At 72.1% G+C, this 19,453-nt stretch carries 17 protein-coding genes; 10 read left to right on the top strand and 7 right to left on the bottom strand.

Annotation, left to right across the window (positions count from 1 at the left end; genetic code table 11):
- Positions 1-106: 106 nt before the first annotated feature.
- From SM447_RS08770 to SM447_RS08780, 3 genes are all read left to right on the top strand, one after another.
- Positions 107-1,075, top strand: a complete 969-nt coding sequence (locus tag SM447_RS08770) for an AraC family transcriptional regulator (RefSeq protein ID WP_474572225.1) — start codon at positions 107-109, stop codon at positions 1,073-1,075.
- 69 nt (positions 1,076-1,144) lie between these two features.
- Positions 1,145-3,940, top strand: coding sequence for an AAA family ATPase (locus tag SM447_RS08775; RefSeq protein ID WP_474572226.1), 2,796 nt, complete (start codon positions 1,145-1,147; stop codon positions 3,938-3,940).
- A gap of 112 nt (positions 3,941-4,052) precedes the next feature.
- On the top strand, positions 4,053-4,577 hold the full coding sequence (locus tag SM447_RS08780; RefSeq protein WP_474572227.1) for a DUF3558 family protein: 525 nt from the start codon (positions 4,053-4,055) through the stop codon (positions 4,575-4,577).
- A gap of 15 nt (positions 4,578-4,592) precedes the next feature.
- On the opposite strand, the gene SM447_RS08785 is transcribed toward SM447_RS08780, so the two are convergent.
- Positions 4,593-5,801 carry an FUSC family protein gene (locus SM447_RS08785; protein WP_474572228.1) on the bottom strand — a complete coding sequence of 403 codons (1,209 nt, stop codon included), beginning with the start codon at positions 5,799-5,801 and terminating at the stop codon, positions 4,593-4,595.
- Positions 5,802-6,111: 310 nt separating this feature from the next.
- On the opposite strand from SM447_RS08785, the gene SM447_RS08790 reads away from it, so the two are divergent.
- The 5 genes from SM447_RS08790 (at position 6,112) to SM447_RS08810 (ending at position 11,700) form a co-directional block, all read left to right on the top strand.
- Positions 6,112-8,229 carry a cellulase family glycosylhydrolase gene (locus tag SM447_RS08790; protein WP_474572229.1) on the top strand — a complete coding sequence of 706 codons (2,118 nt, stop codon included), beginning with the start codon at positions 6,112-6,114 and terminating at the stop codon, positions 8,227-8,229.
- Between the two features lie 61 nt (positions 8,230-8,290).
- Positions 8,291-8,671: a YccF domain-containing protein gene (locus tag SM447_RS08795; RefSeq protein ID WP_474572230.1), complete on the top strand. Its 381-nt coding sequence runs from the start codon at positions 8,291-8,293 to the stop codon at positions 8,669-8,671.
- Between the two features lie 46 nt (positions 8,672-8,717).
- Positions 8,718-10,064 (top strand): MFS transporter, encoded by a 1,347-nt coding sequence (locus SM447_RS08800; RefSeq protein ID WP_474572231.1) that lies wholly within the window; start codon positions 8,718-8,720, stop codon positions 10,062-10,064.
- Positions 10,065-10,132: 68 nt separating this feature from the next.
- On the top strand, positions 10,133-11,323 hold the full coding sequence (locus SM447_RS08805) for a D-arabinono-1,4-lactone oxidase (protein ID WP_474572232.1): 1,191 nt from the start codon (positions 10,133-10,135) through the stop codon (positions 11,321-11,323).
- Positions 11,323-11,700, top strand: a complete 378-nt coding sequence (locus tag SM447_RS08810; RefSeq protein ID WP_474572233.1) for a sensory rhodopsin transducer — start codon at positions 11,323-11,325, stop codon at positions 11,698-11,700. The genes SM447_RS08805 and SM447_RS08810 overlap by 1 nt, the downstream gene beginning before the upstream one ends.
- Positions 11,701-11,709: 9 nt before the next feature.
- On the opposite strand, the gene SM447_RS08815 is transcribed toward SM447_RS08810, so the two are convergent.
- From SM447_RS08815 to SM447_RS08835, 5 genes are all read right to left on the bottom strand, one after another.
- On the bottom strand, positions 11,710-12,624 hold the full coding sequence (locus tag SM447_RS08815) for a cation diffusion facilitator family transporter (protein WP_474572234.1): 915 nt from the start codon (positions 12,622-12,624) through the stop codon (positions 11,710-11,712).
- Positions 12,625-12,794: 170 nt separating this feature from the next.
- Positions 12,795-13,115, bottom strand: a complete 321-nt coding sequence (locus SM447_RS08820; protein WP_474572235.1) for a DMT family transporter — start codon at positions 13,113-13,115, stop codon at positions 12,795-12,797.
- Positions 13,116-13,197: 82 nt separating this feature from the next.
- Positions 13,198-14,574 carry an FAD-dependent oxidoreductase gene (locus SM447_RS08825; RefSeq protein ID WP_474572236.1) on the bottom strand — a complete coding sequence of 459 codons (1,377 nt, stop codon included), beginning with the start codon at positions 14,572-14,574 and terminating at the stop codon, positions 13,198-13,200.
- A 177-nt stretch (positions 14,575-14,751) separates the two neighbouring features.
- On the bottom strand, positions 14,752-15,648 hold the full coding sequence (locus tag SM447_RS08830; protein ID WP_474572237.1) for a bile acid:sodium symporter family protein: 897 nt from the start codon (positions 15,646-15,648) through the stop codon (positions 14,752-14,754).
- Between the two features lie 71 nt (positions 15,649-15,719).
- Positions 15,720-16,787 (bottom strand): DUF2855 family protein, encoded by a 1,068-nt coding sequence (locus tag SM447_RS08835; protein WP_474572238.1) that lies wholly within the window; start codon positions 16,785-16,787, stop codon positions 15,720-15,722.
- A gap of 146 nt (positions 16,788-16,933) precedes the next feature.
- On the opposite strand from SM447_RS08835, the gene SM447_RS08840 reads away from it, so the two are divergent.
- Together SM447_RS08840 and SM447_RS08845 are read left to right on the top strand one after the other, a co-directional pair.
- Entirely contained in the window at positions 16,934-17,527 is a 594-nt protein-coding gene (locus SM447_RS08840; protein WP_474572239.1) for a SigE family RNA polymerase sigma factor, read from the top strand.
- Positions 17,517-18,878: a hypothetical protein gene (locus SM447_RS08845; protein ID WP_474572240.1), complete on the top strand. Its 1,362-nt coding sequence runs from the start codon at positions 17,517-17,519 to the stop codon at positions 18,876-18,878. The genes SM447_RS08840 and SM447_RS08845 overlap by 11 nt, the downstream gene beginning before the upstream one ends.
- A gap of 58 nt (positions 18,879-18,936) precedes the next feature.
- Here SM447_RS08845 and SM447_RS08850 read toward each other — a convergent pair whose 3' ends face one another.
- Positions 18,937-19,407, bottom strand: a complete 471-nt coding sequence (locus SM447_RS08850) for an SRPBCC family protein (RefSeq protein WP_474572241.1) — start codon at positions 19,405-19,407, stop codon at positions 18,937-18,939.
- Positions 19,408-19,453 lie beyond the last annotated feature (46 nt).

Below are 19,453 nucleotides of genomic sequence, written 5' to 3' on the forward strand. Positions count from 1 at the left end.
GGAATTCTGGCTCTGCATGTCTTATCGCTCACCGGATCCACCCTGTCCGGCGTCGGGTCCCTCCCGGCGTACCGACGCGCCCTCCGTCCAGGTTGATGGAGACGTTTTGAAGACGAAGGTTCCGACCGCCCAGAGCTTCGACAGTCGCGACCCGGAGACGATCCGCGACTTCCTGGCAACCGCCTACCGCACCAGGGTCGTCGTCCGCGCGGCCGACCACGTCCGCTACCGGCTCCGACATCACCGGATGGACGCGGGCTCGTTCTGGTTGGAGACGCTGGACCAGTCAACCCGGCTTGATATCGATGTCAAAGCATCGCGCTTCCTCGTCGTCTGCGAAGTCGTCAGTGGGTACGTGGACCGTAGCTGCGCCGGTGTGAACGAACGGTTCGGGCCGGGCGATGTCTTCCTGGCAGCGCTTCCCGGACTGCCCTGCTCGATGCACTGGCTGCCGGGCACGCTCACCATGTGCCTGCTCAATCCCGCCCTGCTGAACCGGGTCACCGGCGGCACCCCCTCCGAGCGGGCGGGGACGGTCGAGTTCACCGGGCTGACTCCCACCTCGCCGGCCCTGGCCCGGCTGTGGCGGCACACGACGAGCTACCTGAACCATGTCGTGCTGGGCAACCCGTACGCGTACCGCCAGCCCCTGGTCATCGCCAACGCGGCCCGGATGTTGGCGGCCTCGGCCCTGGCGGTCTTCCCCAACACCGCCGCGAACTGGTCGACCGCCACCGAGCGGCGCGCCGCGACCACCACGACGCTGCGCCGGGCGACGGCCTTCATCGAGGAGTACGCCGACCGCGACATCGGGGCCGCCGACATCGCCGCCGCCGCCCAGGTTTCGCTGCGTACCCTGCAACTGGCGTTCCGCCGGCACCTCGACACCACCCCGATGGCGCACCTACGCCGGGTGCGGCTCGACCGCGCTCATCGCGACCTGATGCAGGCCGACCCGCGGCAGGAGACCGTTTCGGCGATCGCGTCGCGATGGGGGTTCCTCAGCCACAGCCGGTTCACCGCGCGCTACCACGCCACCTACGGGATCCCGCCCAGTCGCACCCTGCACGCCTGACCGGCCGTCGCCGGCGGGTCACCGTCCGCACGATGGCCACCACAACGCAGTCGATGCCAGAATCGCACCATGCGGCGTACGCTCGTCGGCCGGGACGGGGTGTTCGATCAGGCCTGGCGCGCACTGCGCGAGCCGGGGTCGGTGCTGCTGGAGGGCCCGGCCGGCATCGGCAAGACCGCACTGCTGCGGGAACTCGTCACCGAGGCGACACAGGCCGGCTGGTCGGTGCTCAGCTGCGCGCCGACCGAGTGCGAGACCGACCTGCCCTTCGCCGCTCTCGCCGACCTGCTCCGCCCGCTGGCGGATCTGGTGGTGGAGCTGCCCCGCCCGCAGCGCGTCGCGGCCGAGGTGGTGCTGCTCATTCGCGACAGCGACGAGACCGTCGACGAGCGGGTCGTCGGTGCGGCCACCCGCTCGTTGCTGGAGGCGGCGCTCGCCGCCGACCGGCCGGTGCTGGTCGCCGTGGACGACGCGCCGTGGCTGGACCGGCCGAGCGAACGGGCGCTGCGGTTCGCCCTGCGCCGGCTCGGTCCCGGGATGTCCACCCTGGTCAGCTGCCGCATCGGTAGCGCGCCGACGATCCGGGTCGCGCCGCTCGGGCTCGACTCCGGCCCCGGACGGCTGACCCGGCTGCCGTTGGCTCCGCTGGGGGTGGGTGCCCTGCACCACCTCCTGCGGGAGCGGGTCGGTACGACGCTGAGTCGCCCGCTGCTCGCCAGGATCGCCCGGGAGGCCGACGGCAACCCGCTCGTCGCCATCGAGGTGGCCCGCGCGGTGCAGCGGCTGCCGCAGCCGCCGGAGCCGGCTCAGGACCTGCCGGTGGCCTCGTCCATGCACCAGCTCCTCGGCGAGGTGCTCGACCGGTTGCCGAGCCGGTGTCGGGACGCCGTACGGCTCTCGGCCCTGCTCGGTGTGCCGCTGCTGCGGGACCTGGCCGCGGCGGGAATCGCCGCCACCGCGTTCGACGCCGCCGAGGAGGCCGGCCTGCTCGTGGTCCGTGCGCTGCGCGTGGAGTTCTGCCATCCGGTCTACGCCGCGGCGGTCCGCGCCGGCATCCCGCCCGGCGTCCGGCGCGGCCTGCATCGCCGGCTGGCCGAGGCGGTGGCGGACCCGGACGAACGCGTCCGACACCTGGCGCTGTGCACCACCACGCCGGATTCCGTGGTCGCGGACGCCCTCGCCGCAGCCGCCGCACGGCAGCACGCGCGGGGTGCCCCGGAGGCCGCCGCGAACCTGTACGAGTCGGCCGCGCGGCTCACTCCGGCCGACGACGAGACCAGCCGCGGCCGGCGGATGCTCGCGGCGGCCCGCTGCCGGTTCGACGGCGGGGACCATCCCGGGGCACGCGCCGCCGCCGAGGCGGTGGCCTCCGGGTTCGACGGCGACGTCCGCGCGGAGGCCCTGCTGCTGCGCGCCGTGGTCGCGTGGAGCGCCGACGAGTCGGGCGGCACCGCGGTCGAGGCGGCCGGCCGGGCGCTGGCGGCCACCCCACCGGGTTCCCCACTGGCCGGGCGGATCCACGCCCACCTGGCGCTCTTCGTCGACCTCCCCGACCCGGCGCGAACGCACGCCGAGGCGGCCATCGCCCTGCTCGCCGGCCCCGGTGGGGACCGCACGCTCCTGGCCGCGGCGCTGCTGCATCTGTTCTTCAACGAGGTACGCGCCGGCGAACCGCCCCGTACCGAGTTGCTCGACCGCGCGCTTGAGATGGAGGGGCCGGAGCCGTCGTGGGTGGCCGGCACGATCCCGGCGATCTGGTGGAAGTCGATCGACGATCCGGCCCGGGCGCGGGCCCGACTGGGCACAATGCTGGAGGTGGCGGCGGCGCGAGGGGATGAGCCCTCGCAGTATGAGCTGCTCAAACACCTCGGCGAAACCGAACTGCTCGCGGGACGGTGGCCGGCCGCCGAGCGGCACATCGCAGCGGCCCGCGAACTCGGTGAGTTGCTGGGTACCGAGGCGACCGCGGAGATCTGGCTGGCCGGTCTGCTCGATGCGTTGCGTGGCCGACTCGACGTGGCACAGCGGGTGGCGGAGGAAGGGCTCCGACTGGGTGAGCGGCTCGACGACGACTGGTGTCGGCGCATCCACCTGCAACTGGGCGCGTTCGTGGCGCTCTGCGCCGGGCGGATGGGCGACGCCACCGACGGGTACGGCCGACTCGCCGCGACGGTCGACCGGATGGGGCTGGCCGAGCCGCTGGCCCAGCGCTTCGAGACCGACTGGGTCGAGGCCTGCGTGGGGGCGGGCGATCTGGCCACGGCCCGCAACGCGATGGACCGGCTGGCGGAGCGTCACCGGCGGCTACCCCGTCCCTGGACACTGCTGGGCCTGGCGCGCAGCCGGGCCCTGCTGGAGAGCGCCGGTGGCGTCGACCCGTCGGCCGCCCTGGCGGATCTGGCCGCCGCCCGCGCCGCGGTGCCACCCGAGGTCCTGCCGCTGGACCGGGCCCGGTGCCTGCTGGTGGAGGGCGTGGTGCACCGTCGGTCACGCCGCAAGCGTCCGGCCCGGGAGGCACTGGCCGCCGCGGCGGTCGAGTTCGACACGATCGGCGCCACGGTCTTCGCCGCGCGGGCCCGGGCCGAAGCCGCCCGACTCGGCGGACGCCCGCCCGCGCCGTCGCACCTCACGGCGACCGAGGAGCGGGTCGCCCGGCTCGCCGCGCAGGGCCGGACCAGCCGGGCGATCGCCGACGAGCTGTTCGTCAGCCCGAAGACGGTCGAGACGAACCTGTCCCGGGTCTACCGCAAGCTGGGCATCTCCCGCCGGGCGGAACTGGGCGCCGCGCTGGCGCGGGTCGGCGGGGCGGACCGCTGGCCGGCGGTGGAGACCGCAGGCACGGTGGCCGTTCCGGCCAAAGCCTAGGGAAACGCCGGATTCCTGCGCGCCGGTGCGGTCGTAGCGTCGACTTCCCAGCCGCCGGCCCGACCGGTGCCCCGGGGCGGTCTGACCGCCGATCCGGCCACGAGGAGACGACGTGAGGTACCTGAAACTCGCCGCGACGGCCGTCGTCGTCGCCGCTCTCGCCGCCTGTGGCGGCGGCACCGAACCGGCCGCCGCACCACCACCGAGCCAGGCGGCGGAGCCGGTGTCGTCCGGCGAGGTGACCGGGGCAACCGAGCCGTCGACCGAGGCGCCGCAGGTCGATCCCTGTGCCCTGGTCACCAAGGCCGACGCCGAGGAGCTGGCGGGCACCCCCATGGAGGACGCGGTACCGGTCCGCGAGACCTGCTCGTACACCGGGCCGGTGTCGGGCCCGCTGGCGCAGGTGGAGGTCTACGTGGGCGACGGGGCCAAGAAGATTCTCGACGTCGACCGCCAACTGGACCACGAGTTCGAGACGCTCTCCGGAATCGGCGACGAGGCGTACCTGGAGGAGGGCGCGGTCTTCATCCACGCCGCCGGGGTCTGGGTGGCCATCCGGCTGGTCCGGCTGGACGACCCGGCCGCGTACCGGAAGCGGCTGACCGAGCTGGCCCGGACGGTCGCCGGGCGGCTCTGAGCCGGCCTGTGACGGTCAATCCCTCCCCCGCTCGGCGGCTGGCCGGTCAGCCATTTCGCGTTGCTGCTCGAATCGTCGCCGGACCACCAGGCTGGCTTCGTCGTCATGGCAGCCGAGGCTGCGCAGCAGGTCGGTGGCGACCGTACGGATCTGGGCGACCACCACGCTGCCGGAGAAACCGACCCCCTCCTCGTACGCCTCGGCGGCCCGTTCGACCGCCTTGAGGATCAACTGCTCGGACCTCCTCGTGTGATGCCCGCTCTCGGCCTCGACCTGCAACAACGCCAGGCCGTCGCCGAAGTAGTGCACTGCGGCCGCCAGCCCGGCCGGGATCGGTTCGCCGTCGCGGACCGCGGTGGCCGCCCGGCGCAGCATCTCCTGGCCGGCGCGGACGGCCATGTCGAGATAGCGCGTACCGCGTTGGTAGTGCTCGAACTCGGCCCGCCGGTGCCAGCGGGCCGGTGAGACCGCCACCGCCTCGTGTGCGCCGGAGACGGCGTCGTTGAGCAGGGCGAGCTGGGCGTCCAGGCCACCCAGTCCGTCCCGGGCCCGGGCCACCAGCTCGGCGTCACCGCGGGACATCCCGTCTGCGGCGTTGTGCAGGTGCTCGATCAGGGCGGCGAAGAGCGGGCGGGCGGCCCGCTGGATGATGCGTACCGGGTTGGCCGGCAGCACGGCCACCACCACGATGGCGGTCACCCCGCCGATGACCGCGTCGATGATCCGAGGCACCTCCAGTCCGCGCTGGACCGGCGCGAGAGTGGCGATCAGCACCGCGGTACCGCCGGCCTGGGTGACCACCTGACCGCCCCGACTCAGGGTGAGCGCGAGCAGGATGGCCAACGTGACCACGGTGCCGGTCTGCCACGGGCCGGTGCCGATGAACGCGATCAGGGCGTCGCCGACCACGATCCCGGCCAGCACGCCGAGCAGCAGCTCGACGGTACGGCGGGTCCGGCGGCCGATGGCGGCGGCGATGGTGCCGACGGCGGCGGTGGGCGCGAAGACCGGTGACGGATGGTGCAGCAGGTTGTGCGCCACCGTCCAGGCGAGCGCGGCGGCCACTCCGGCCTGCACGCCGAGGATGGCGTACAGCTCCACGCTGCGGCGTCGCTCCCGCCAGCCGACCCGCCGGCTGATGCCGCGGACCGTGCCGGCGACCCTGGCCTCGACCCGGCGGGCGGCACGACGCGCCCAGCCCACGTCTTCCTCGCCCGCCGCCACGTCGCCGATTACCCCGCCGGGCCGCGCTCATTCGCCGGGCACCGCTGCCTCTCGTCCTCGGACGGCGGGTCGTCGGCCGCCGGTCCGCGCGACGCCGTCGGCCCTACTCCGACTCCCCTGGTACGTCGAGCCGACCGGTCTCGCTTCAGGCACCCCGCCCCGACCTGGGCGGGAAGGCTTCATATCGCGCCACGTCGATTGACAAAGTTGATGATCCCAACTTATGGTGCGAGCCGGCCGGATGTTTCCGGTGGCCCGGCGACGCCCGGCCAGCCACCTTCGTCGACACCATCACCACACGAGGAGCGTCATGGCTGGGCTGAAGGGCACACTACGCAGGACACGTTGGCGATTCGGCCTGGTGGCCAGCGGCGTCGCCGCGCTGCTGGCCGGCGTCGGCCTGATCAACGCCGGCACCGCCCACGCGGCGGCCGGATGCCGGGTGGTCTACTCCGCCCCCAGCCAGTGGTCCGGCGGGTTCACCGCCAACGTCGACGTGACCAACCTCGGCGACCCGCTCAACGGCTGGCGGCTGACCTGGACGTTCCCCTCCGGGCAGCGGGTCACCCAGGCCTGGAACGCCACAATCACCTCGTCCGGCAACGACGTCACCGCCACCAACGTGAGCTACAACGCGGCGTTGGGCACCAACCAGACCGTGTCGTTCGGCTTCAACGGCTCGTGGTCCGGCAGCAACACGGCCCCGACCACGTTCGCCCTCAACGGTGTCACCTGCACCGGCAGCGTCGGTGGCACCACCCCACCGCCGACCACCACCCCACCGCCGAGCACACCGCCGCCGAGCAGCCCGCCACCGACGAGCCCGCCGCCGGCCGGTGACCCGATGGCGTACGTGGCCGCCATGCAGCCCGGGTGGAACCTCGGCAACACCTTCGACGCCGTCGGTGCCGACGAGACCGCCTGGGGCAACCCACGCGTCACCCAGGCGCAGCTGGACGCCATCCGGGCACAGGGCTTCAACAGCATCCGGATTCCGATCACCTGGAGCAACCGGCACGGACCCGCGCCGTCCTACACCATCGACGCGGCCTGGCTGAACCGCATCAAGGAGGTCGTCGGCTGGGCCCTGGACGACGGCTTCTACGTGATGATCAACCTCCACCACGACTCGTGGCAGTGGATCCACGAGATGCCGACGAACCGCACCACGGTCCTCAACCGCTACAACGCGCTCTGGACCCAGATCGCCGCCGCGTTCCGGGACCACTCGCCGAGACTGCACTTCGAGAGCGTCAACGAGCCGCAGTTCGCCAACAGCTCCGGTGACGCCCAGAACGCGCAGCTGCTGCACGAACTGAACGTCAACTTCCACCGGATCGTGCGTGCCTCCGGCGGTAACAACGCCACCCGGATGCTGGTCCTGCCGACCCTGCACACCTCCTCCGAGCAGGCCCGCGTCAACGAGCTGGTGCAGACGTTCACCCAGCTGAACGACCGCAACCTCATCGCCACCGTGCACTTCTACGGCTACTGGCCGTTCAGCGTGAACGTCGCCGGTGGCACCCGTTTCGACGCCACCACCCAGCAGGATCTGACCGACTCCTTCGACCGGGTCCACAACGCCTTCGTCGCCCGCGGCATCCCGGTCGTCATCGGCGAGTACGGGCTGCTCGGCTTCGACCGGCACACCGGCACCATCCAGCAGGGCGAGAAGCTGAAGTTCTTCGAGTTCCTCGGCCACTACGCCCGGACCAAGCGGATCACCACCCAGCTCTGGGACAACGGCCAGCACTTCGACCGGGTCGCCTTCCGGTGGCAGGACCCGGAGCTGTTCGCCCAGATCAGGTCGAGCTGGACGACCCGCTCCGGCACCGCCTCCTCCGACCAGGTGTACGTGCCGCGTACCGGCTCGATCACCGCGAAGTCGCTGACCCTCAACCTCAACGGCACCACCTTCTCCGGGCTGCGCCAGGGCAGCACCAACCTGGTGCAGGGCACCGACTACACGGTCTCCGGCAACCAGCTCACCATCACCGCGAGCGCGCTGACCCGGCTGGTCGGCAACCGGGCGTACGGAGTGAACGCCAGCCTCCAGGCCCGCTTCTCGGCCGGCGTGCCCTGGCGGATCGACGTGATCACCTACGACCCGCCGGTGCTGTCCAACGCCACCGGGTCGACCGCCTCCTTCGCCATCCCGACCCAGTTCCGCGGCGACCAGCTCGCCACCATGGAGGCGAGGTACGCCGACGGCAGCAACGCCGGACCACACGACTGGACGTCGTTCAAGGAATTCGACGTGGCCTTCGCCCCCGACTACGCCGGTAACCGGATCAACCTGACCTCGACCTTCTTCGGCGAGGTACGCGACGGTGCTCCGGTCACCCTCACCTTCCACTTCTGGAGCGGTGCGCGGGTCACCTACCGCGTCACCAGGTCCGGCAGCAACGTCACCGGAGTGACCGGCTGACCCAGCCGCGCCACCGGCCGCCCACCGGCGGCCGGTGGCGCGCGGCGGTCATCATGGGTTCATGATCCGATTCGTGCTGAACGTGCTCTGGCTCATCTTCGGCGGCGGGCTGGTGCTGGCGATCGGGTACGGCATCGCCGCGCTGATCTGCTTCGTGCTCGTCGTCACCATCCCGTTCGGCGTCGCGTCGCTGCGCCTGGCGTCGTACTCACTGTGGCCCTTCGGCCGGACGCTGGTGCCGAAGCCGGGGGTGGGCGTCGCCTCGGGGATCGCCAACGTCCTCTGGGTGCTGCTGGCCGGTTGGTGGCTGGCCCTGTCCCACATCGTCGCCGGCGTCAGCCTCTGCCTGACCATCATCGGGATCCCGTTCGGGGTGGCCAACTTCAAGCTCGTCCCGGCCGCGATCTGGCCGCTCGGTCAGGAGGTCGTACCCGCGCCCTGACGCGCCGCGCGGCGTTTGAGCGTCGTGGACCGGGTACCGGAACGACGTGCGCAGGGAGGGGCAGCAGGGTCGACGTCCGGCTGGGACCGCACCGTCACGCCGAGAGCGGGCGGTGCTGGTCCCGCCGGGCGGCGGTGTGCCGACGCCGCCCCGCCGGGTCCGCTGGACCGGGGCGGTGGCGGCGCTCGGCTGCCCGCCGTTCCGGGCGTTCCTGGCCGGCGCCATCTGCGCCAGCACCGCCACCTGGATGCTCAACCTGACCGTGCCGTTGCTGCTCTACCAGGCGACCGGTCAGGCCGTCTGGGCAGGTCTCGGCGCTTTCGCGCAGTTCGTGCCGGCGATGCTCGGCTCGCCGGTCGGTGGGCTACTGGCCGACCGCTACCCGCGACGGGCCGTGCTGGCCGCGACCCAACTGGTCGCACTGCTCGTCGCCCTGCTGCTGGCGCTGCTCAGCCGGAACGGTGCGACGGCACCGCTGGCGTTGCTGGCCCTGGTCGCCGTCGCCGGGGCGGCCAACGGGGTGCAGACCCCGGCCTGGCAGAGCCTCATTCCCCAGCTCGTGCCACCCCGGCAGTTGCTCAACGCGGTTGCGCTCAACGCGATGCAGGCCAACGTCGCCCGGGCGCTGGGCCCGGTGCTGGCCACGGCGGTGCTGGTCCGGTCCGGAAGCACCGCGGCGTTCCTGGTGGCGGCCGGGACCAACGTGGTGATGCTGGTCGCGCTCGCCACGATCCGACCGCGTACGCCCGCCGAACCCGCGCCGGCGGAACCGATGCTCGCCCGGCTGCGTGGCGGTGTGCGGTACACCCGCCGCGTCCCCGGGCTGCTGGTGGCGGTCCTGCTGGCCGGTTGCGTCTCCTTCGTCGGCACCCCGATCGTGCAGCTCGCCGCCGTCTTCGCCACCGACGTCTACGACGCGGGAACCGGCGGCGCCGGTCTGCTCGCCTCCGGCCTGGGCATCGGGGCCGTCCTCGGCGCGGTGCTGCTCAGCGTGTACGGCGGCGGCCGACGACGGTCCCGAGTGGCCGGTGTGGCGCTGGCCGTGCACGGTCTCGCGACGTTCGCGCTGGCCGCGGCCCCGACGCTCGGGCTCGGTCTGGCCGCGGTGATCGTGCTGGGCACCAGCTATCTGGCGGTGCTCTCCACGGCCAACGTGACCGTGCAGGTGTTGTCACCCGACGCCCTGCGGGGCCGGGTGGCCTCGCTGTACTGGATGGCGTTCGCCGGCGCCTATCCGCTCGGTGCGCTGGTGCAGAGCTGGCTGGCCGACCTGATCGGCGTGCGCTGGGCGGTGGCGCTCACCGGCCTGGCGTTGAGTGTCGTGGTGGTCTGGTTGCGCCGGCGCCGGCTGCTCGACGCCCTGGACGGCCCCACCACCCCGACCGACAGGTGAACGATCTTGTTTATCCGGCCAGCGGTCCGGGTAGCACCGGGGGTCACCGAGCTGGGAGGGGTGACCGGGTGACCCGGGAGTGGCGCAACTGGTCCGGCAGCATCCGGTTCACCCCGAGGGGAATCCTGGAACCGGCCGACGAGTCCGAGGTGGTGGAACTCGTACGCCGGGCCCGCGAAGCGGGCACCACGCTGCGGCCGGTCGGTTCCGGTCACTCGTCGAGCCCGCTGGTGCGTACCGACGGGTTCCTGGTCAGCGTCGACCGGCTGGCCGGGGTGCTGTCACACGACGCCGACCGGGGGCGTGCCACGGTCGGTGCCGGCACCAGGCTGGAGGATCTCGGCGAGGGTCTGTTCGACGCCGGGTTGGCGATGGAGAACCTGGGCGACGTCGACTACCAGACGATCGCCGGCGCCACCGCCACCGGCACCCACGGCACCGGTCCCCGGTTCGGCAACCTGTCCACGCAGGTGGCGGGGGTACGCCTGGTCACCGGCACCGGTGAGGTGCTGGATATCTCGGCGGACCACAACGCCGACCTGCTGCCGGCGGCCCGGCTCTCGCTCGGGGCGCTGGGCGTCGTCACCCGCCTCACGCTGGACGTGCAACCGCACTTCGAGGTGGTCCGGCGTACCTGGTGCGCGCCGCTGGACTGGACGTTGGAGCACCGCGAGGAGTTGCAGCAGCGGCACCGCAACCTCGACTTCTACTGGTACCCGCGCAGCGACCTCACCCAGGTACGGGCGCTCGACGAGCGCGACGACCCGCCCGAGCCGAGCTGGACCGGCCCGATCCGGGAGCTCGAGACCGGGCCGCTGCACCACAAGCTGCCGCAGGACCGCGACCTGCGGTTCGAGGAGATCGAGTACATGCTGCCCAGCGAGGCGTTCGACGAGTGCTTCGCCGAGGTACGCCGACGCATCCTGGACCGGCACCGGGTGGCAGTCGCCTGGCGGCTGCTGGTACGCACCATCGCCGCCGACGACATCCACCTCAGCAACGCCAACGGCCGGGCCACGACCACCATCGCCTGCCTGCACAACGTCGGGCTGCCGCACGAGGAGTACTTCGCCGACATGGAGGCGATCTTCCGGGACTTCGGTGGTCGCCCGCACTGGGGCAAGAAGCACTCGCTGACCGCGAAGGAGCTGCGCGAGCTGTACCCGGACTGGAACACCTTCGCCGCGGTCCGCCGCCGGCTCGACCCGGACGGCGTCCTGCTCACCCCGGATCTCACCCAGCTGCTGGAGGAGGCGTGATGGACCCGATCGGCGCGACGACCTGGGTGGTTCCCGGCGGGCGCATCCCCTTTCCCAGCCACGGCGAGGAACCGGAGTTCACCAGCTTCGACCAGGTCTGCGTCCTGAACACCGGCGACCGCGCGGCAGAGGTGGAGCTGACCGTCTACTACACCGACCAGGAACCGGTCGGCCCGTACCCCTTCCGGGTGCCGGAGCGGCGGATCCGCCACGTACGCCTCAACGATCTCGTCGATCCGGCGGCGATCCGCCTGGCCCGACCGTACGGTGTCGTGCTGACCTCGTCGGTGCCGGTGGTGGTGCAGTTCCAGCGGCAGGACACCCGGCTGCCCGGCGCGCTCGCCCTGACCGACGTGATCGCCCATCCCGTCGGGTAGCGGCCGGACTCACCACTGGGCGCCGCCGCAGACGCCTTCGGCGTCCCGGGGCTCGACCTGCAGGGTGGCGTGCTCCACACCGAAGCGGTCGTGCAGCAGCTCGCGGGCGGCGGCCAGCACCCGGGCCAGGTCGGCACCGGTGTCCAGGGTGAGGTGGGCCGAGGCCACCTCCATGCCCGAGGTCAGCGTCCACACGTGCAGGTCGTGCACGTCGGCGACCCCGCTCAACCCGAGCAGCCCGTCGCGCACCTCGGCCACGTCCACGTGCGGCGGCGCGACCTGCACCAGGACCCGCAGGGCGGCGCGGGCGAGGCGGTAGGTGCGGGGCAGGATGAACAGGCCCACCGCGACCGCGACGATCGGATCCGCGTACCACCAGTCGGTCAGCGCGATCACCCCCGCCGCGACGAGCACCCCGACGGAGGCGAACAGGTCGCCGAGGACCTCCAGGTACGCGCCGCGCACGTTGAGGCTCTCGGCCGCCCCGGAACGCAGCAGCAGAAAGGCCACCACGTTGGCGACCAGCCCGGCCACGGCCACCGCCAGCATCGGGCCGACCAGCACCTCCGGCGGTTCGTGGAGCCGCCGCAGCGCCTCCACCAGCACGTAGAGGGCCACTCCGGAGAGCAGCACCGCGTTGGCCAGTGCCGCCAGCACCTCCATCCGGTACAGCCCGAAGGTGCGCTGCCCGTCCCGGGAGGCCCGGCTCGCGGCGGTGATCGCGGCGAGCGCCATGCCGATGCCCAGCACGTCGGTGAACATGTGCCCGGCGTCCGACAGCAGGGCCAGGGAGCCGGTCACCCAGGCGCCGACGGCCTCCACCAGCATGAAGACCGCCAGCAGGACGAACGCTGCCCACAGCCGCCCGCGATGCCTCTCCCCCGCGCGCGCGGCCTGCCGCCCATGATCGTGCCCCCCACCCACCCCACACTCCCCTCTCCCCACCTCCCTCACAACATATGCGCACATTGCCATAAGTGCAACATTTCCGCCGGCCCCACCCCCGCGATCTTGCACTTTCGGTCGCCGAGATGCGCCTTTCACCCCTTCTGCGGGGACAAGAAGTGCAAGATCGCGGGGGTCTCGGGGTTGGGTCAGTGTGAGGTGTTGAGGTTGAGCAGGACGACGCCGGCGATGACCAGGCCGACACCGCAGACCTTGGTGAGGGTCAGCGGCTCACCCAGGTAGGCCGCGCCGACGGCGACGATGGCGGCGGTGCCGAGGCCCGACCACATGGCGTACGCGACACCGACCGGTATCCCCTTGACCGCCTGGGCGAGCAGGGCGAACGCGCTCAGGTAGGCCACCGCCAGCCCCAGCGTCGGCCAGAGCCGGGTGAAGCCCTGCGTCGCCTTGAGCAGGCTGGTGCCGGTGACCTCCGCGGCGATGGCGAGCAGGAGGAAGACGTAGGCCACCCGGATCCTCTTTCCCTCTCGCCCCCGCGCGGACATCGGCAGCGTACGCGGGGCGACGTGCCCGTCGGCGCCGCAGGGCGGGTCAGCGGGCCCGGCGGTTGGCGCGCAGGGCGCCGAGGATCACCTTTGGTGTGGACAGCGAACCCGGGTGCTTCCGCATCGAGACGACCTCGTTGAACCGACGTGCCGTGGTCACGTCGGTGATGGTCGCCGCGATGATCTGCCGGCCCACCCAGCTGGAGAGGCGGTGGCCGCGCGGGTAGGGGCCGTCGACGTGTGGCAACGCGAGGTCGGCCGAGGTCGAGATCGACCAGGCCGCGTCCACCACGACCTTCTGCAGGGCGAAGAAGCGGCGGGCCGGTAGGCGCAGGTCCGGGCCGGGTCGCAGATAGCTCGACAGGCAGGCCGCGTGCAGCGCGGCCGCCGTGATCCCCTGCCCGTACACCGGGTTGAACGAGGCCACCGCGTCACCGACGCTGACCAGCCCGCCCGGCAGCCGGGTCAGCGCGTGGAAGTCCCGCCGCCGGCTGTCGGCGTGCCGGTAGGTCTGCACGTCACCGAGGATCTCGCTGTCGGCGACCACGGCGAACTCGGGCGGGAACTGCTCCCGCAGCCGTCGGACGAAGTCCTCGGCGGTACGGCCCGGGCGGTTCTCCCCGTAACCGGCCATCATGGCCATCCACCGGCCGTCCTCGATCGCGAAGTACGCGGCACCGGCGACGTCCGCGGACAGTGCCGGGCTGTGCAGCGCCAGCACCACCGTGTGCTCCGGGTTCGCCTCGTGCCGCCGGAACAGGGCGGTCGCGTAGTTGAGGTTCACCGTCATCCGCCGCAGGGCCGGGCGTTCCCAACCGGACGCCGCCAGCCAGTCGGACAGCCGGCTGGACCGGCCCATGGCGTCCACCACCAGGTCGGCGTTCTCGACACCGGGGGAACCGCCGACGTCACACCGGACGCCGCTGGTCACCGGACCGTCGAACACCAGCCCGGTGGCCCGGGCGGTGATGGTCTTGACGTTGGGCAGCCGGAGCACCTGCTGACGGATCAACGACTCCAGCAGGGGCCGACTACCGGCCAGGCTGTCGGCGTCGTCCGGTACGACGACCTTCAGCCGGCCGTCCAGGTAGTTCCGCCGCGCCGCGGGCGGGGCCTCGACCGCGCCCTGCGCCAGGGCCTGCTCCCGGAACCCGGGGAACATCTGTTCAAGCTGGAGGAAGCCGCCGGGCAGCAGCGCGTGCAGTTGGGTGCCCTGAGGCACGCCCGGTCGCCCACCGGTCGCGTGCAGGTCGTCGCGGTCGATGACCACGACGCACTCCGCGTGGTCGGACAACACCCGGGCGGCCAGCATTCCGGCGATGCTGCCGCCGATGACCACCGCCTTGTCCATCACGGGAGACGGCTGGTCGGGCGGTCGCACCGCGTTCAGCGCGGCGAGAACCCGAGCCGGAGAGAGGGACATCGTGCTCTCCAAGGGGTACGAGGTGTGGCGCCGTTCCGTCCGCCCGCAGTGACCGGTGCACGGGCAGGCCGGCGGAGCCGGTCGGCATGACGCTCAACGATCGTTGCACAGCAAGGGAACGAAGGTTCCTACCGATCAACCGGCTCCCGCCGCGGCGGGCCGTACGCCGCCTCGCTGTCAGGTCGTGGCAGCCTCGTCCCGGGCGACGGCCGACCGGGCACCGACCCGATTGACCAGATAGCCGAAGGCCGCGGCGGTGAAGAACATGACGATGCCGTAGACGGCACCGGGAATCGCCATCTGGGCGCTGTTGAGCAGCGCCGGGCTTAGCGCAATGGTGATGGCCAGGGTGCTGTTGTGGATGCCGATCTCGAACCCGGCCGCCTTGGCGGCGCTGCGTTCGACACCGGCCAACCGGGGCACCCCGTACCCGATGGCAAGACTCAGCAGGTTGAACGCCAGCACGGCCAGCCCCACCGAGACGAAGTAGTCGGCGAGGTTCTCCCGCTCACCGAGCACGGCACCGGCGATCACCGCCACCAGCACCACCACGGACAGGATCCGGACCGGACGATTCAGCCGCTCGGCGAACCGGGGCGCCCGGGCCCGGATCAGCATGCCGACGGCGACCGGCACCAGCACGATGGCGAACACCTGGAGCACCTTGTCGAACTGGAGCCCGATGCTCCTCGCGTCGCCGAGGAAGTACGCCGCCGACAGGTTGACCACGATCGGCAGGGTGAACACGGCCAGCACGGAGTTGATGGCGGTCAGGGTGATGTTCAGGGCCACGTGGCCGCCGAAGAGGTGGCTGTAGAGGTTGGCTGTGGTTCCGCCCGGCGACGCGGCCAGCAGCATCATCCCGACACCCAGTTCCGGCGGCAGGTCGAAGGCGAGGACGAGGCCGAAGCAGAGCGCCGGCAGCAGCAGCACCTGGCACACCAGCGCGATGACGGCGGCCTTCGGGTGGTTGGCCACCCGGCGGAAGTCATCGATGGTCAGGCCGAGACCCAGACCGAGCATGATGATGCCGAGGGCGACGGGTAGTCCGATCAGGGTCAGGGCGGAGTCCATGACACGACATCGTTACCACCCGGTAACGCACTCACAATCGTCCGTGTGGCCGGGGTACCCGCTCCCCGCGCTCAGAACTGGACGACCCGCCCCACCCGCGGTGGTGTACGGCCCGCGAGGACGTCGAGCCAGGCCTGCTCCAGAGCGGCCGGGCCGGTATCGACCTGGACGTCGACCCAGTCCCGCGCCACCTCGGTGAAGCGCCGCCACGCCTCGGCGAACCGCCGGTCCAGCCCGTCGCGGCCCCAGTCGAGGCGGCGCTTGCGCATCTGCACCGGGGCGAAGAACACCTCCCCGGCGGCGTCGGCGTTCGGAATCTGGTTGGTCAGGCCGACCGCGATGTCGCGGACCAGCCGCTCGCCGAGGTGCCGGCGCAGGGCCGCCCGGGTCGCGGGCCCGCCGGAGAGGTCGAGATAGGCGGTCGGCACCAGGTCGAGGGCGGTGATCCCGTCGTACGGCAGCACGTCGTCGTAACAGCCGAGCGAACGGGTGAACCCGAGGTTGGCCGGCGAGGTGAGCCCGACCAGCCGCGGACCGTGCCCGCGCAGCTCGGCGGCGGCGGCGTACGCGGTCTTGCTGGACGCCGACGAGATCACCAGCGACTCCGCGCCGTAGCAGCCGTTGTCGAGAACCTGGTCGGCCAGCATGAAGGAGGTGAAGAACAGCGGCCGGAACAGGACCAGCAGGTCCTCGTGATCGGCCCGGTGAACCGGGTCGCCGTCGGTCGACCGGTAGGCGTTGTACGGCGAGGGGAGATCGGCGCGGTGCGGGCTCGCGTCGCGGAACCCGGCGACGTCCACCCGGGAGGGGCGCACCACCAGGTGGCCCGCCGGCGGGAGGTAGCCGTACACCCGCCGCCCCACCTCGACCTCGGCGACGGTCGAGGCGACCACCTCGGCGAAGCCCCACAGCGGCGGCAGCCCCCACCGCCCGTCCAGCCCGTGACGCTCGGGCGGGAAGAACTCCCAGTAGCGCATCGCGTCGCCGAGCACCGCGTAGGTGACGTTGTTGGCGGTCAACCCGACCCGGTCCACGCGTAGCAGCGCCTCCCCACCGGACAGCTCCGGCAACACGTTGTCCACGCGGGTGGTGCGGCTCAGGTCGTCCCGGGCCACGACGAACGTCCACGATGCAGCCATGCTGTGACGCTAGGCAGCAGGAGCCGTCGACACAAGATGCACTGCCAGTGCAAAATCCCACTCCTTCGTCGCCGCCGCACAACCTTTCCCGGCGACCCGGGGTCTTCCTGTCATGAACGATGCCCAGACAGGGCTGGAGGGTGCAGGTGACGGATGACGGCTTCCGCGAGTTCGTCGAGATCCGGTACACGGACCTGGTCCGGACCGCGTACCTGCTGACCGGTTCGCGGCACGCGGCCGAGGACCTGGTGCAGATCGCGTTGATGCGCACCATGCGCCGGTGGCGTCAGGTGGACGAACCGATGGCGTACGTCCGCCAGATCATGGTCAACGAGAGGACCAGGCTCTGGCGGCGGTTGGGTTCCCGCGAGTTCCTCGCCGGTGTCACCGGTTCCTGGCGACCACAGAGCGAGCCCGGCCGGGACATGGCCCACGATGTCGTGGTCCGCGACGAGGTGCTCGCCGCCCTGCACGCCCTGCCTCCCCGCATGCGCGCGGTGCTGGTGCTGCGCTACTGGGAGGACCTCACCGAGGCTCAGATCGCCGCCGCGCTCGGTTGCTCGGTCGGCACGGTGAAGAGCCAGGCCTCGCGGGCACTCGCCCGGCTACGTGCGGTGCTGCCGGCATCCCCGCCCCGGTCGATGACGCCGGAACGAACGGCCCCGGAACCCGACGTTAGAGGATCACTGGCTGCGGTGCCGGCCGTCACGAGAAGGAGAGACCCGAGCGATGGCCGATGAGATCAGGCAGGCACTGGCCCGGCTCGCCGAACCGGTGGTGCCACGACCCGACCCGTACCAGCGGTTGCTCCGTCGCGTGCGACGACGCCGGCAGCACCGGATGGCGGCGGCGGGCGGGGCCGCCCTGGTGCTGGCGGCGCTGACGCTACCCCCGCTCGGTGCGGTGAACCTGCTGACGACCGACGATGCGTCGCCGGCCGCTGCGACGTACCAACCGGCGAGTCCGATCGACGATCCGATGGTGCGGCGGCTGCTCGACTCGCCCACCCGCGGCAGTCTGGCCGGTGACGCGGCGCTTATCGCCACCATCGAACGGGAGTACCGGGCCGCCCGCGCCGAACTCCTGGTCGATCCGGCGTTGGAGGACGTGCGGGTGCTGCTCGCCCACGACGCGCCCGGCGCCCGCGTGGTGGTGGTGGCCTACCTGGACGACACGCACGCACTGATTCGCCACGGCAGCGGCCCGGCGGGGGCGTCCGTGCCGGAGCTGATCGACCAGACCGGGACGCCGGACGAGCCGCACGAGTTGACCCCCTACCTCTTCTTCGGACGGTACTCCCCTGTTGACGGCGAACACGTCGCCGATCTCACGGTCGGCCTGGTGCCGGCCGGTTGCCGCGCAGAGGTCTCCAACGCCGGTCAGCTCCAGCCGGACGGATCCGTCGTCAGGTCTTGGCAGCGGGTGAACACCGACGGTTTTGTGGTGCAGGTGGGTGAGGCGGCCGGACGGTGGCGGTTCACCTGCGACGGAACCGTGCGGTACGCCGGCCCGGCGGTCCAGGGCGTCGTGCGCCACACGAACGTGCCGATCTCCTCGGCTCTGCGGCCCGACCTCAGCGCCTCCGCCGTCCGCGACCTGCGCAACATGCTCGACGGCGAGGGACTCGCCGGCTCGGTGCCCCAGGTGCTCTGGACCGGTCGGTTGCCCGCCTGGGTGCCCGACGCGCCGGAAGCCGTCCTGGTCAGGTCCTGCTCGGCCGATGGTGGCTGTGCCGCACTGCTCAAGGCCGACGCCCGCGCGCTTGCCCGAACGGACTCAGCGGTTCCGCCCAACCACCGGACGGGCCTCGGCAGCGTCAACCTCGTCACCGTGCCGCTGCCGGGCGAGACCACCGGTGTGCTGGTGGCCGGGCCGAAGTCGGCGGCCCGCGCCGAACTTGTCGACGCGCGGGGATCGACGCTGACGGACGGAGCACTCACCGACGGAATCGGGATTTTCAAGGTCGACCATCGCAAGGTCGCCAAGGTGAAGGTCCTCGACAGTGCGGACCAGCCGTTGCTCTTCGCAGCCACCCCGCACCTCGCCGCCGACAGCGCCCAGCTCGCTGAGCCGACGGTCTGGGCCTGGTGACGCGCCGCCCCCGAACCCATCAGGGTTCGGGGGCGCGCCGACGGTCAGGCCGGGTGCGCTACGTCGCCATACGGCGGGTCAACTCGGCCGCACGGTACGCCGCGACCTGTCGAGCCTGACCGGCCACGAAGCGCCCGAGGGGTGCCGGTGCGTGGGCGGTGACCCGTTCGTCGACCCGGGTGCCCTTCGGTACCGGAGTCAGCTCGACCACCGCGCGCAGGGACACCCAGCCCGGGCTGCGCACCTCGCTGACAAGCGGGCCGCGCGGCGGCGTCGACACCATGCGTACCCGGATGCGGTTGTCCCACCGCAACGGGCCGACCAGCCGGAACCGCTCGACGGCGAGGTAGTCGGCGACCGCGCGGCCCTCGGCGTCGTGACCGTGGCGCACGTCGTCGACCGCCACGATCAGCGGTGACAGTCCGATGTAGCTGCGCGGATCGGCCAGGTGCGCGTACACCAACTCCGGCGGGGCCGCGACGGTGCAGGTGGTCTCGAACGCGATCGGGGGGTTGCGGTCCTCGGGCACGCCCCATGGTGGCACGCCGGCGGCGGGACGGTATCCCGCCGCCGGC

The sequence above is a fragment of the Micromonospora aridisoli genome (assembly GCF_056150025.1).

Bases quoted from the DNA above. Each gene is read 5' to 3' on its own strand.
- SM447_RS08775 (WP_474572226.1), top strand. From the start codon at position 1,145: ATGCGGCGTACGCTCGTCGGCCGGGACGGGGTGTTCGATCAGGCCTGG.
- SM447_RS08790 (WP_474572229.1), top strand. From the start codon at position 6,112: ATGGCTGGGCTGAAGGGCACACTACGCAGGACACGTTGGCGATTCGGC.
- SM447_RS08795 (WP_474572230.1), top strand. From the start codon at position 8,291: ATGATCCGATTCGTGCTGAACGTGCTCTGGCTCATCTTCGGCGGCGGG.
- SM447_RS08810 (WP_474572233.1), top strand. From the start codon at position 11,323: ATGGACCCGATCGGCGCGACGACCTGGGTGGTTCCCGGCGGGCGCATC.
- SM447_RS08825 (WP_474572236.1), bottom strand. From the start codon at position 14,574: ATGTCCCTCTCTCCGGCTCGGGTTCTCGCCGCGCTGAACGCGGTGCGA.
- SM447_RS08830 (WP_474572237.1), bottom strand. From the start codon at position 15,648: ATGGACTCCGCCCTGACCCTGATCGGACTACCCGTCGCCCTCGGCATC.
- SM447_RS08835 (WP_474572238.1), bottom strand. From the start codon at position 16,787: ATGGCTGCATCGTGGACGTTCGTCGTGGCCCGGGACGACCTGAGCCGC.
- SM447_RS08845 (WP_474572240.1), top strand. From the start codon at position 17,517: ATGGCCGATGAGATCAGGCAGGCACTGGCCCGGCTCGCCGAACCGGTG.